Genomic DNA, 12,241 nt, shown 5'->3' with positions numbered 1-12,241 from the left:
CGACCGCCGGCCGCACCGGGAACCCGCCCGGCCGGCGGTGACGTGCCCCACGGAGAGAAGCGACCGATCCGCGGGGGAGAACGCCGATGTTTCCGAATCCGGGCCAGCAGGCCGCACGGCGGGGCGCCGAGCAGTCGGCCCGACAGGCGGCACAGGACGGCATGCGCGCCGCCCGGACGGGCGCCCGCCGCACCCACTCCGGCCGCGGCGGCAGCCTCCTGTCCTTCCTTCTGCTCGTCGCCGTAGGGGTGTTGGTCGCCCGCGACCCCGAACTCCGGTCATCCGTCCTGCACTTCGTCCACCACATCGTGAACGTCGTCCAGAGCCGAACCGACGGCTCCTGACCTAGGCGGTCGCCGCCCCCGGCGCGGGCATCGCCAACTGCCGTGCCAGCCACGTCGGTACGCCGCCGAGCAGCCGGAACAGCCGTCGCGCTTCCTCGCGCAGCCGGGACGCCTCCGGCTCGGCCTCGGCGTCGGCGAGGGACGCGAGGGCCGGGGCCGTGCCGACGAGGTAGCCCAACTCCTCGCGGATGCGCAGGGATTCGGCGAAGCCGTGGCGGGCCTCCGCCAACTCGCCGTCGCGCAGGGCCAGTCCGGCCAGGTGGCGGTGGGTGAAGGAGAGGAGCAGGGGGTCGGCCCGGTCGGCGGCGGCCGCGTGCGCACGCCGGTACGCGGCCCGCGCGGCCTGCGGTGAGCGCGCCAGGTTCTCCGCCACCAGCCCCCGCCGGAAGTCCAGCAGTGCCCGCCCCGCGCCGTCCGGCGGGATCAGCGCCGCCGCCCGCCCGAGCGCGGCCCGCGCCTCGTCCGCCCGGTCGCGCACCGAGTGCAGCGTGGCGGCGTAGGCGAGGTACCCGCGTTCACAGGCCGCCGCGCCCCGCTCGTCGTCGCTGTGGGCCAGCGCCTCGGCCGTGCGCAGCGCGTCGTCGGCGTCCTCCCAGCCCTGCTCGGTGTAGAGACACCGCTCCACGAGCAGCGCGGTCCGCTGGAGGGCCGGTGCCGCGGTGTCGGGCCGCAGCAGCGCCGCCGCGTCGACCCAGCAGGCCCGCGAGCGCAGCCGCCACACCGCGGTCTGGAGGGGATCGTCACCTTCGGTCGTTCCGTGTCCAGACATGGCGGAATGCGCCACGTTGCCCTCCCCGAGCACACCATTGAGCTGTTGAGTGGTGGCATCTCAGCACGGATCGTAGGGCCTGGCCAAGAGGGTGGGTGAAAGAATTCACAAAGTCGTGGGATCTTCGGGTCAGCTCATCCGCAGTGCCAGGAAGAAATCCAGCTTGTCCTCAAGGCGCGAGAGGTCACGACTCGTCAACTGCTCGATCCTGCCGACCCGGTAGCGCAACGTGTTGACGTGCAGGTGCAGCCGGGTCGCACAGCGCGTCCAGGAACCGTCGCACTCCAGGAACGCCTCCAGCGTCGGAATCAGCTCCGCGCGGTGCCGGCGGTCGTAGTCGCGCAGCGGGTCGAGGAGGCGCGCGGTGAAGGCCCGCCGTACGTCGTCCGGCACGAAGGGGAGCAGGAGGACGTGCGAGGCCAGCTCCTGATGGCCCGCCGCGCACACCCGCCCGGGGCGTGCCGCCGCCACCCGGCGCGCGTGCCGCGCCTCCTCCAGCGCCCCGCGCAGCCCCTCCGCCGAGTGCACCGCCGCGCTCACCCCGAGCGTGACCCGCCCGTCGTCGTCGAGCCCCGCCGACAGCGGATCTCGTACGGCCGCCAGGAGCACGTCCGCGTGGAGCCCGGACTCGGAGCCGTCGTGCTCCGCCGACACCGCGGGCAGCGGTACGAGTGCGATGGCCTCGTCGCCCGAGTGGGCCACGGCGATCCGGTCGGAGGGCTCGGGTCCCGTCGTCAGCGGGTCGACCAGGATCTCCTCCAGGAGGGACTGGGCGACCGGGCCGGCCTCGATGTCGGCGCCGTCCCACTCGACCCGGGCGACGACGACCTGCCAGTGCGGGGCCGCGCCGAGCCCGGGCAGCAGGACGGGGGCGGCGACCCGTAGCCGCGCGGCGATCTCGGCCGGCGCGGCACCCGTCTGCACCAGCTCCAGGACCTCCTGCGCGAGCCGTCTGCGGACCGTACGCGCCGCGTCCCGCCGGTCCCGTTCGACCGCGATCAGCTGCGTGACCCCCTGCAACAGGTCGAGTCGCTCGTCCGGCCAGTCCCCGGCATCCGCCTCGACCGCGAGCAGCCAGTCCGACAGCACCGTCTCGCGCACGTCCCGCGAGCCCTGCGTGGACCGCCCGCCGCCACGGATCGGGAAGAGGGAGTACGTCGAGCCGCCCAGTGCCAGCCGGTGCGGCCCCCGGCGGCCCGTGCGGGCGGCGGCCAGGTGCTCGGCGGCCAGCTTCGCGCACACGTCGACGGGCAGCGCGGGCCCCGACACCTTCGAACCCGCGATGAGTCGCCCGGTCGGCGACAGCACCCACGCCCGCAGATCCAGGTCCGAGCCGAGCAGGTCCAGCACCACGTCCGGGCCGCCGCCCGCCGGACCCGAGGTCATCATCCGGCGGTGCCGGTCCACCACGGCCGCGAGATCACCGGCCCGCTCGCCGGACACCTGCCGTACGACATGCTCGGTGATCGTCGCGAACGCCACCGACTCGTTGACCGCGAACAGCGGCAGCCGGTGCCGGGCGCAGGCGGCTATCAGGTCGTCCGGGATGGCGCCCAGCTCGGCCTCGCCGGCGGCCAGCGCGGCCACCCCGGCGGACACCAGGAGCCGTACGAACGGCTCGGTGTCGGAGGCGTTCCTGCGCCAGGCCAGACCGGTCAGGACCAGCTCGCCGCCCGAGAGGTAGCGGCTGGGGTCGCGCAGGTCGGTGGTCATCACCCCGCGGACCGTGCGGTCCAGCTCGTCCTCGCCGCCGAGCAGCCGCAGCCCCAGCGCATCGGTGTCCAGAAGTGCGCGCAGCCGCATCGCCGTCGCCGCCGTTCTTTGTCTAGAAAACTACGATGAACCAAGAGGTGCTGTGGGTGCGGGGCTGTTTCCCACGTTTCCACAGGGAATCGGAGGGGTTACTGATGACCTCTGTTCATATGAATCTACAAGATGCCCGCGCTGGCCAGCCAACTCCTTCATGGTTTCCGTGACTGACCCACTCCGCGCACGGCGCTGTGTACTGACCTCACGCTGCATTAACAGCGCATGAACGAGCCGGACCCGCCGCACACGAACTGGCTTGATCCGTACGACCCACGAGACGAAGAAGAGAGCCGGTCATGGACTTCCTTCGCCCCGCCAGCTGGGAGGAGGCGCTCGCCGCCAAGGCAGAGCACCCCACCGCAGTACCGATCGCGGGCGGCACCGATGTGATGGTCGAGATCAACTTCGACCACCGCAGGCCCGAGTACCTGCTCGACCTGAACCGCATCGGCGACCTCTACGAGTGGGAGGTCGGCGCCGACAGCGTGCGGCTCGGGGCCTCGGTCCCGTACACCCGGATCATGGAGAACCTGCGCGCCGAACTGCCGGGCCTCTCCCTCGCCTCGCACACGGTCGCCTCCCCGCAGATCCGCAACCGCGGCGGCGTCGGCGGCAACCTCGGTACCGCCTCCCCGGCCGGCGACGCCCACCCCGCGCTCCTCGCGGCCGGCGCCGAGGTCGAGGCCGAGTCGGTGCGCGGCAGCCGCCGTATCCCGATCGACGAGTTCTACACCGGCGTGAAGCGCAACGCGCTCGCGCCCGACGAACTGATCAGGGCCGTGCACATCAAGAAGGCGGACGGCCCGCAGCAGTACTCCAAGGTCGGCACCCGCAACGCGATGGTGATTGCCGTGTGCGCCTTCGGGCTCGCTCTGCACCCGTCCACCCGCACCGTCCGCACCGGCATCGGATCGGCCGCGCCGACCCCCGTCCGGGCGAAGGCCGCCGAGGAATTCCTGAACGCCGCGCTCGACGAGGGCGGCTTCTGGGAGAACGGCAAGATCATCACCCCGTCGGTCGCCAAGCAGTTCGCGGACCTGTGCTCCGCCGCCTGCAACCCGATCGACGACGTCCGGGGCACGGCCAGCTACCGCCGCCACGCGGTCGGCATCATGGCCCGCCGCACCCTGACGTGGACGTGGGAGTCCTATCGCGGCACCGCCGCCCGCACGGAGGGAGTCGCCTGATGCGCGTCAATTTCACGGTCAACGGCCGCCCGCAGGAAGCGGACGACGTGTGGGAGGGCGAGTCCCTGCTGTACGTGCTGCGCGAGCGGATGGGCCTCCCGGGTTCGAAGAACGCCTGCGAGCAGGGCGAGTGCGGTTCCTGCACCGTCCGCCTCGACGGCATCCCGGTGTGTTCCTGTCTCGTCGCCGCCGGGCAGGTCGAGGGCCGCGAGGTCGTCACGGTGGAGGGGCTCGCGGACTACGCGCGGCAGAGGGGAGGTGGGTCGGAAAAGTGTGACACTTCTGCGAAAAGTGACACACTTTCCGAGGGTGGGTCCCCTGCCTGGCACCCCAAGCCGCTCGACTCGCAGACCGGCGAGGGCGCCCAACTCGCCCCCATCCAGCAGGCGTTCATCGACGCCGGCGCCGTCCAGTGCGGCTTCTGCACCCCCGGACTCCTCGTCGCCGCCGACGAGATGCTGGAGCACAACCCGACCCCGACCGACGCGGACATCCGCGAGGCGCTCTCGGGCAACCTGTGCCGCTGCACCGGCTACGAGAAGATCATGGACGCGGTCCGCCTGGCGGCGGCCCGGCAGGGAGAGGCGGTCTGACATGCCCGTCAAAGGCACCCCCATCGGCACTCCCACCCAGGTCACCCAGGGTTCGAAGACCAAAGGCGGCATCGGCGAGTCCACGCTCCGCCCGGACGGCACCCTCAAGGTCACCGGCGAGTTCGCGTACTCGTCCGACATGTGGCACGAGGACATGCTCTGGGGCCAGATCCTGCGCTCCACGGTCGCGCACGCCGAGATCGTCTCCATCGACACCGTCGAGGCACTGAAGACCCCGGGCGTCTACGCCGTCATGACCTACGACGACCTGCCCACCGACGTGAAGAACTACGGCCTGGAGATCCAGGACACCCCGGTCCTCGCGCACGGCAAGGTCCGCCACCACGGCGAGCCGGTCGCGATCGTCGCCGCCGACCACCCGGAGACGGCCCGCCGCGCCGCCGCGAAGATCAAGGTCGAGTACCGCGAACTCCCGGTCATCACCGACGAGTTGTCCGCGACCGCGCCGGACGCGATCCTCATCCACGAGGGCCGCGACGACCACCACATCGGCCATGTACCGCACCCGAACATCGTGCACCGCCAGCCGATCGTCCGCGGAGACGTGGCCGCCGCCCGGGAGCGCGCCGACTTCATCGTCGAGGGTGAGTACACCTTCGGCATGCAGGACCAGGCCTTCCTCGGTCCGGAGTCCGGACTCGCGGTCCCCTCCGAGGACGGCGGCGTCGACCTCTACATCGCCACCCAGTGGCTGCACTCCGACCTCAAGCAGATCGCCCCCGTGCTCGGCCTGCCAGAGGACAAGGTCCGCATGACGCTCTCCGGCGTCGGCGGCGCGTTCGGTGGTCGCGAGGACCTGTCGATGCAGATCCACGCCTGCCTGCTGGCCCTGCGCACCGGCAAGCCCGTGAAGATCGTCTACAACCGCTTCGAGTCCTTCTTCGGGCACGTCCACCGCCACCCCGCCAAGCTCTACTACGAGCACGGCGCGACGAAGGACGGCAAGCTCACCCACCTCAAGGCCCGGATCGTCCTGGACGGCGGCGCCTACGCGTCGGCTTCCCCGGCGGTCGTGGGAAACGCCTCCTCGCTCGGTGCCGGCCCGTACGTGATCGACGACGTCGACATCGAGGCCATCGCGCTCTACACCAACAACCCGCCCTGCGGGGCGATGCGCGGCTTCGGCGCGGTCCAGGCGTGCTTCGCCTACGAGGCCCAGATGGACAAGCTCGCCGACAAGGTGGGCATGGACCGGGTCGCGTTCCGACAGCTCAACGCGATGGAGCAGGGGACGATCATGCCGACCGGGCAGCCGGTCGACTCCCCGGCCCCGGTCGCCGAACTCCTGCGCCGCGTCAAGGCGATGCCCATGCCGCCCGAGCAGCAGTGGCTCGCGGCCGGAGAGGCCGCCGACGTACGGCAGTTGCCGGGCGGTCTGTCCAACACCACGCACGGCGAAGGCGTCGTACGAGGCGTCGGTTACGCGGTCGGCATCAAGAACGTCGGCTTCTCCGAGGGCTTCGACGACTACTCAACCGCCAAGGTCCGCCTGGAAGTTGTCGGCGGCGAGCCCGTCGCCGTCGTGCACACCGCGATGGCGGAGGTCGGCCAGGGCGGTGTCACCGTCCACGCGCAGATCGCCCGCACCGAGCTGGGCGTCACCCAGGTGACGATCCACCCGGCGGACACGCAGGTGGGCTCGGCGGGTTCGACCTCCGCGTCCCGGCAGACGTACGTCACCGGTGGCGCCGTCAAGAACTCCTGCGAGCTGGTCCGCGAGAAGGTCCTGGAGATGGGCCGCCGCAAGCTCGGCACCTACCACCCGGCCTGGGCCACCGCCGAACTCCTCCTGGAGGGCGGCAAGGTGGTCACCGACGCCGGCGAGGTCCTCGCCGATCTGGCCGACGTCCTCGAAGGCCAGGCCGTCGAGATCGAGGCCGAGTGGCGCCACCGCGCGACCGAGCCCTTCGACCTCCGCACCGGGCAGGGCTTCGGGCACGTCCAGTACACGTTCGCCGCGCACCGCGCCGTCGTCGAGGTCGACACCGAACTCGGCCTGGTCAAGGTCATCGAGCTGGCCTGCGCGCAGGACGTCGGCAAGGCGCTCAACCCGCTGTCCGTGATCGGCCAGATCCAGGGCGGTACGACCCAGGGTCTCGGCGTCGCGGTCATGGAGGAGATCATCGTCGACCCGAAGACCGCGAAGGTCAGGAACCCGTCCTTCACGGACTACCTCATCCCCACGATCCTCGACACCCCGACCATTCCGGTCGATGTGCTCGAACTCGCCGACGAGCACGCCCCGTACGGGCTGCGCGGTATCGGCGAGGCCCCCACCCTGTCGTCGACTCCGGCCGTCCTGGCGGCCATTCGGAACGCGACCGGACTGGAACTGAACAGGACACCGGTACGCCCGGAGCACCTCACGGGCACATGACCTTTCGGGGTCCCAACCGGTGACGCCCTGGGGGGAGTTGGTTCCCCCAGGTCCCCATTGTTCGTCTCGGGCCGTCCCCCGGGTCGTCCATCCCAAATCCCGCGCGCCGCCGAGGCGGCCGACGGGTGCCCCTGTGAACCTTGGGAGATGGCCCCATGACCCAGCAGTCAGTGGAACCCAGGACCGCCGCCGAGGACTCGGGTGAAGGAACCCGCGTCCCGGCCGGCCGGTCCTGGCTCGACCGGTACTTCCACATATCCCGGCGGGGATCGACCGTCGCGCGCGAGGTGCGCGGCGGAGTCACCACCTTCATGGCGATGGCGTACATCCTGCTGCTCAACCCCCTGATCCTGTCCGGCAAGGACGTCGCGGGGGACACGCTCGGCCAGAAGGGGCTGATCACCGCGACGGCGTTCGCGGCGGCCTTCACCACGCTCCTGATGGGCTTCGTCGGCAAGGTGCCACTCGCCCTCGCCGCCGGCCTCTCCGTCTCCGGAGTGCTCTCCTCGCAGGTCGCCCCGCAGATGACCTGGCCGCAGGCGATGGGCATGTGCGTGCTGTACGGCGTGGTCATCATGCTGCTGGTCGTCACCGGCCTGCGCGAGATGATCATGAACGCGATCCCGCTCGCGCTGAAACACGGCATCACGATGGGCATCGGCCTGTTCATCGCGCTCATCGGTTTCTACAAGTCCGGCTTCGTGCACCAGGGCAAGGCGACCCCGCTGACCCTGGGCCCGGCGGGTGAACTCGCGGGCTGGCCCGTCCTGTTGTTCGCCGGCACCCTGCTCCTGATCTTCATGCTCCAGGCCCGCAACATGCCCGGCGCCATCCTCATCGGCATCATCACCGGCACGGTCGTCGCCTCGATCCTGAACGCCGCCGGGGTCATCGACCCCAAGCAGTGGGCCAGCGGTGCCGCCCCCGAACTGCACGGCAGCGCGGTCTCGATGCCGGACTTCTCGCTCTTCGGCCATGTGGAGTTCGGGGGTTGGGGCAAGGTCGGCGCGATGACGGTCGGGATGATCGTGTTCACGCTCGTGCTGGCCGGTTTCTTCGACGCGATGGCCACCATCATCGGAGTCGGCACCGAGGCCAAGCTCGCCGACGACAAGGGCCGCATGCCGGGCCTGTCGAAGGCGCTGTTCATCGACGGCGCCGGCGGCGCGATCGGCGGTGTGGCGGGCGGCTCCGGCCAGACCGTCTTCATCGAGTCGGCCACGGGGGTCGGCGAGGGCGCCCGCACAGGCCTCGCCTCCGTCGTCACCGGCCTGTTCTTCGCGGCCTGTCTCTTCTTCACCCCGGTCACCGCGATCGTCCCGCAGGAGGTCGCGTCCGCCGCCCTGGTCGTCATCGGCTCGATGATGCTGATGAACGCCCGGCACGTGGACTGGGCCGACCGCGCCACCGCGATTCCCGTGTTCCTGACGGTGGTTGTGATGCCGTTCACGTACAGCATCACGGCGGGCGTCTCCGCCGGAGTCATCTCGTACGTCGCCATCAAGGCCGCCCAGGGCAAGGCACGGGAGATCGGCGCCTTCATGTGGGGGCTGACGGTCATCTTCCTCGTGTACTTCGCCCTCAACCCCCTCGAGAGCTGGCTGGGCGTGCACTGACAGATCTTGGAAAGCCTTTCCCCACCACCCCGTTAGGAGACCGAGAGATGCTGGACATCGCCGAAGAGCTGCACCGGTGGGTCGAGCAGGGCCGCGACTTCGCCGTCGCCACCGTGGTGGCCGTCGGCGGCAGCGCACCCCGCCAGCCCGGCGCCGCCCTCGCGGTGGACACCGAGGGCACGGCGATCGGCTCGGTCTCCGGGGGCTGTGTGGAAGGCGCGGTCTACGAACTGTGCCAACAGGCCCTCGCGGACGGCGAAACCGTCCTGGAGCGCTTCGGCTACAGCGACGAGGACGCCTTCGCCGTCGGCCTGACCTGCGGCGGAGTCATCGACATCCTCGTCACACCGGTACGGGCAGGCGACCCCGCCCGCCCGGTGATCACCGCCGCTCTCTCGACCGCGACAAGCGGCGGAGCGGCGGCCCTGGCCCGCATCGTCTCGGGCCCAACTCCCTTGCAAGGCAGGGCGATCGTCGTCCACCCCGACGGCTCCTACGACGGTGGGTTCGGCGCCCACCCCGAACTGGACCGCACGGTCGCCGCCGAGGCCGGCGCCTATCTCGACGCGGGCCGCACCGGCACCGTGGAGATCGGCGAGCAGGGCTCCCGCTGCGGCGCCCCGCTCACCGTCCTCGTCGAGTCCTCGGTCCCGCCGCCCAGGATGATCGTGTTCGGCGCGATCGACTTCGCCTCCGCGCTGGTCCGCGTCGGCAAGTTCCTCGGCTACCACGTGACGGTGTGCGACGCCCGCCCCGTCTTCGCCACCCGGACCCGCTTCCCCGACGCCGACGAGATCGTCGTCGAATGGCCCCACAAGTACCTCGCCCGCACGGACGTCGACGCCCGCACCGTCCTGTGCGTCCTCACCCACGACGCCAAGTTCGACGTACCGCTGCTCCACCTCGCGCTGCGCCTCCCGGTGGCCTACGTCGGCGCGATGGGTTCCCGCCGCACCCACCTCGACCGCAACGACCGCCTGCGTCAAGTCGGCGTCACTGAAATGGAGTTGGCCCGCCTGCGATCCCCGATCGGCCTCGACCTCGGCGCCCGGACGCCCGAGGAGACGGCCCTGTCGATCGCCGCGGAGATCGTCGCCAACCGGCGCGGCGGCAGCGGGATCTCCCTCACCGGCGCGCACACCCCGATCCACCACGACGCGACCTCGCTGCCCGCCGGACGGATCGGCTCGGTGGCCTGAGCGGCGCCGCTCAGCGCTTCGCGGGCGGCCGTACCGAGAACGCGGTGTCGCCCGCCACGGCCACGAGCGCGTCCTTGACGAGCAGGATGTACGGCGTGGTGTCGGCCGCCGAGTCACCGGCGTTCGCCAGCGCGGACGTACTCCACTCGACGGCTCCCGTGCTCCGGTTCAGGGCGAGCAGTCGGCCGAACTGGTTGGAGAAGTAGAGCCTGTTGAACTTCGCGGAGTACACCGGCGTCGACAGGTTCTCGGTGTTCGTCTCGCGCTGCCACAGCCGCTTGCCGTCGGCCGCGCGTACGGCGGTGACCGTGCCGTTCGGGCGGACGAGGTAGACGACGTCCTTGACGAGGGTGGCAGTGCCGCGAGTGCCGGCCGGCAGGGCGATCCGCTCGATCGCGCCGGTGCTCGGGTTCACCCGGTCCAGGGCGGTGTACAGCTGGTCCGGGGAGCTGCCGAAGACCTCCGGCGCCAGCTTCGGAGCCAGGAACAGCACTCGGCCCTTGTCGACGCCCAACGGCCAAGCCCCTGTGGGGAGTTCGGCGATCTTCCGCTGTGCACCGGTAGCCGGGTCGAGGCGTACCAGGATGAAATCGCCCTGGGAGGGATCACCCTCGACCGTGCAGAGGGCGTACGGGGCGCCGCCCAGGACCGTCGGAGTGCAGGAGTTCCCGAGGTTCGACCAGATGGGCGCGCTCCACAGCTGACGGCCCGACGCGTCGTAGGCCACGAACTTCGTCGCGTCCACGTCCATCGCCAGGATCCCGCCGTCGAACAGGACGGGGTCCGTGTCGTCCCTGATCGGGTGGATCCACAGCCGGGTGCCGGTCTTCGCGTCCAGGGCGACCAGACGCCGGGTGATGAAGGTGTCGTTCGAGTCGGGCTTGACGTAGGTGTAGACGCGCCCGTCCCGGACACCGACGGGGAGCGCGGTCTCGGGGCTGCTGCCCGACCGCCAGCGGACCCGGCCCGAGGCGGTGTCCAGCGCGGTGACCGTGGCGCCCGTACCGGCGCAGTACACGGTGGTGCTGCCGTCCGCCAGACAGCCGGACTGGGTGTAGTCGAGGGGATCGCCGGTCTGGGAGGTGAGCAGACTCGTCCGCCAGGTCTTCCAGCCGGCGGGCAGCGCCACGGCGGCGGTGGAGGCGGACGGTGTGGGCGAGAGCGCGTCGTACTGGCCCGGGGACGTGCCGTCCGACGACCAATGCATGGCCGTGAGGCTGAGTCCCGCGACGACGGTCACCGTGCCGAGAGCGACGAGGAGTCGCCGTCTTCGACGCGGGCGTTTGGTGTTCCGGACGGCCGTAGAATCCGCCAGGCGCGGGCGGGGGACCGCCCCTCGCGGGAGATCCGCCACGGTGGTGGCGGCGGAATCAGGCAGGGCGAGCAACAGGCCGTGCAGTTCGGCCAGTTGGGGACGGGCCGCCGCGTCCTTGTCCAGACAGCGCTCGGCGATGCTCCGCAGCGGCTCGGACACACCGTCCAACCTCGGCTGCTCATGCATGACTTGATAGCCCGTCAGGTACGGGCTTGCGCCGTCGAAGGGGCGGTTGCCGGTGGCCGCGTAGACGAGGAGCGAGCCGAGCGAGAAGACGTCGGAGGCGGCCGTGACGTCCCGCGGCGCGGCGAACTGCTCGGGTGACATGAAGGGCGGGGTGCCGATCAACCGGCCGGTCACGGTGAGGGTCTGGTTGTCGGCGGCGCGGGAGATGCCGAAGTCGATGACGCGGGGGCCGTCCCCGGCGAGCAGGACGTTGCTCGGCTTCAAGTCCCGGTGTACGACGCCCGCTTGATGGATGTCCCGCAGCGCCTCGACGAGACCCAGCGCGAGTGTGCGCAAGGCCCGGCCGCCCAACGGGCCGTCCTTCTCGATGGCCTCGGCCAGGGTGCGGCCGGGCACGTAGAGCGTGGCCATCCAGGGGAGTTCGGCGTCCGGGTCGGCGTCCACGACGGGGGCGGTGAAGGCTCCGCTCACCCGGCGGGCGGCGGCGATCTCCTGCCGGAACCGGGCGCGGAACTCCTCGTCCAGCGCGTACTGGGCGTGTACGACCTTGACGGCGACCTGTCGTCCCGAGGCCGAGCGCGCGAGATACACGACGCCCATCCCGCCGCTGCCGAGCCGGTCGACCAGCGTGTAACCGCCGATCGACTCCGTGTCCCCGGGGCGAAGCGACATGTCGCCGGTCACCTTTCCTGATTCCCGTGCCCGGATGGGCCGTTCAGAGGCATCACACTAGGGCCCATCACACTAGGGCGTTCGTTCCCCTCACCGGGCATCGGGCTCGGGGGCATCCGGAAATGGGTTGCGGGCCCCGCGCGCCCCGTCTTC

At 71.0% G+C, this 12,241-nt stretch carries 9 protein-coding genes; 6 read left to right on the top strand and 3 right to left on the bottom strand.

Annotated features, from left to right (window positions below):
- The first annotated feature begins 86 nt into the window (after nucleotides 1–86).
- On the top strand, nucleotides 87–344 hold the full coding sequence (locus tag OG504_RS13275) for a hypothetical protein (RefSeq protein WP_405990001.1): 258 nt from the start codon (nucleotides 87–89) through the stop codon (nucleotides 342–344).
- A gap of 1 nt (nucleotide 345) precedes the next feature.
- Here the strand turns inward: OG504_RS13275 and OG504_RS13270 are convergent, their stop codons facing one another.
- Nucleotides 346–1,128: a hypothetical protein gene (locus tag OG504_RS13270; RefSeq protein ID WP_405990000.1), complete on the bottom strand. Its 783-nt coding sequence runs from the start codon at nucleotides 1,126–1,128 to the stop codon at nucleotides 346–348.
- Between the two features lie 114 nt (nucleotides 1,129–1,242).
- Nucleotides 1,243–2,916 (bottom strand): PucR family transcriptional regulator, encoded by a 1,674-nt coding sequence (locus tag OG504_RS13265; RefSeq protein WP_405989999.1) that lies wholly within the window; start codon nucleotides 2,914–2,916, stop codon nucleotides 1,243–1,245.
- A gap of 302 nt (nucleotides 2,917–3,218) precedes the next feature.
- Here OG504_RS13265 and OG504_RS13260 point away from each other — a divergent pair, with 302 nt between their 5' ends.
- The 5 genes from OG504_RS13260 to OG504_RS13240 all read left to right on the top strand — a co-directional run bounded on the left by OG504_RS13260 (nucleotide 3,219) and on the right by OG504_RS13240 (nucleotide 9,915).
- Nucleotides 3,219–4,109, top strand: a complete 891-nt coding sequence (locus tag OG504_RS13260) for an FAD binding domain-containing protein (protein WP_405989998.1) — start codon at nucleotides 3,219–3,221, stop codon at nucleotides 4,107–4,109.
- Nucleotides 4,109–4,702: a (2Fe-2S)-binding protein gene (locus OG504_RS13255; RefSeq protein ID WP_405989997.1), complete on the top strand. Its 594-nt coding sequence runs from the start codon at nucleotides 4,109–4,111 to the stop codon at nucleotides 4,700–4,702. The genes OG504_RS13260 and OG504_RS13255 overlap by 1 nt, the downstream gene beginning before the upstream one ends.
- 1 nt (nucleotide 4,703) lies before the next feature.
- A complete protein-coding gene (locus OG504_RS13250) occupies nucleotides 4,704–7,100 on the top strand; it encodes a xanthine dehydrogenase family protein molybdopterin-binding subunit (protein ID WP_405989996.1) in 2,397 nt (798 codons plus the stop codon).
- Nucleotides 7,101–7,255: 155 nt separating this feature from the next.
- Nucleotides 7,256–8,716: an NCS2 family permease gene (locus OG504_RS13245; RefSeq protein WP_405989995.1), complete on the top strand. Its 1,461-nt coding sequence runs from the start codon at nucleotides 7,256–7,258 to the stop codon at nucleotides 8,714–8,716.
- 47 nt (nucleotides 8,717–8,763) lie between these two features.
- A complete protein-coding gene (locus OG504_RS13240) occupies nucleotides 8,764–9,915 on the top strand; it encodes an XdhC family protein (RefSeq protein ID WP_405989994.1) in 1,152 nt (383 codons plus the stop codon).
- A gap of 10 nt (nucleotides 9,916–9,925) precedes the next feature.
- Here the strand turns inward: OG504_RS13240 and OG504_RS13235 are convergent, their stop codons facing one another.
- Nucleotides 9,926–12,088, bottom strand: a complete 2,163-nt coding sequence (locus OG504_RS13235; RefSeq protein ID WP_405989993.1) for a protein kinase domain-containing protein — start codon at nucleotides 12,086–12,088, stop codon at nucleotides 9,926–9,928.
- Between the last annotated feature and the right edge of the window lie 153 nt (nucleotides 12,089–12,241).

The sequence above is a fragment of the Streptomyces sp. NBC_00986 genome (assembly GCF_045162565.1).
Classification (GTDB): Bacteria; Actinomycetota; Actinomycetes; order Streptomycetales; family Streptomycetaceae; genus Streptomyces.
The sequence above is the reverse complement of the archived record's forward strand: the minus strand, read 5'-3'. Positions and strand labels throughout refer to the sequence as shown.

What these genes read in the sequence shown, in the direction of transcription:
- OG504_RS13275 (WP_405990001.1), top strand. Translation starts at nt 87, where the DNA reads ATGTTTCCGAATCCGGGCCAGCAGGCCGCACGGCGGGGCGCCGAGCAG.
- OG504_RS13265 (WP_405989999.1), bottom strand. Translation starts at nt 2,916, where the DNA reads ATGCGGCTGCGCGCACTTCTGGACACCGATGCGCTGGGGCTGCGGCTG.
- OG504_RS13260 (WP_405989998.1), top strand. Translation starts at nt 3,219, where the DNA reads ATGGACTTCCTTCGCCCCGCCAGCTGGGAGGAGGCGCTCGCCGCCAAG.
- OG504_RS13255 (WP_405989997.1), top strand. Translation starts at nt 4,109, where the DNA reads ATGCGCGTCAATTTCACGGTCAACGGCCGCCCGCAGGAAGCGGACGAC.
- OG504_RS13250 (WP_405989996.1), top strand. Translation starts at nt 4,704, where the DNA reads ATGCCCGTCAAAGGCACCCCCATCGGCACTCCCACCCAGGTCACCCAG.
- OG504_RS13245 (WP_405989995.1), top strand. Translation starts at nt 7,256, where the DNA reads ATGACCCAGCAGTCAGTGGAACCCAGGACCGCCGCCGAGGACTCGGGT.
- OG504_RS13240 (WP_405989994.1), top strand. Translation starts at nt 8,764, where the DNA reads ATGCTGGACATCGCCGAAGAGCTGCACCGGTGGGTCGAGCAGGGCCGC.
- OG504_RS13235 (WP_405989993.1), bottom strand. Translation starts at nt 12,088, where the DNA reads ATGTCGCTTCGCCCCGGGGACACGGAGTCGATCGGCGGTTACACGCTG.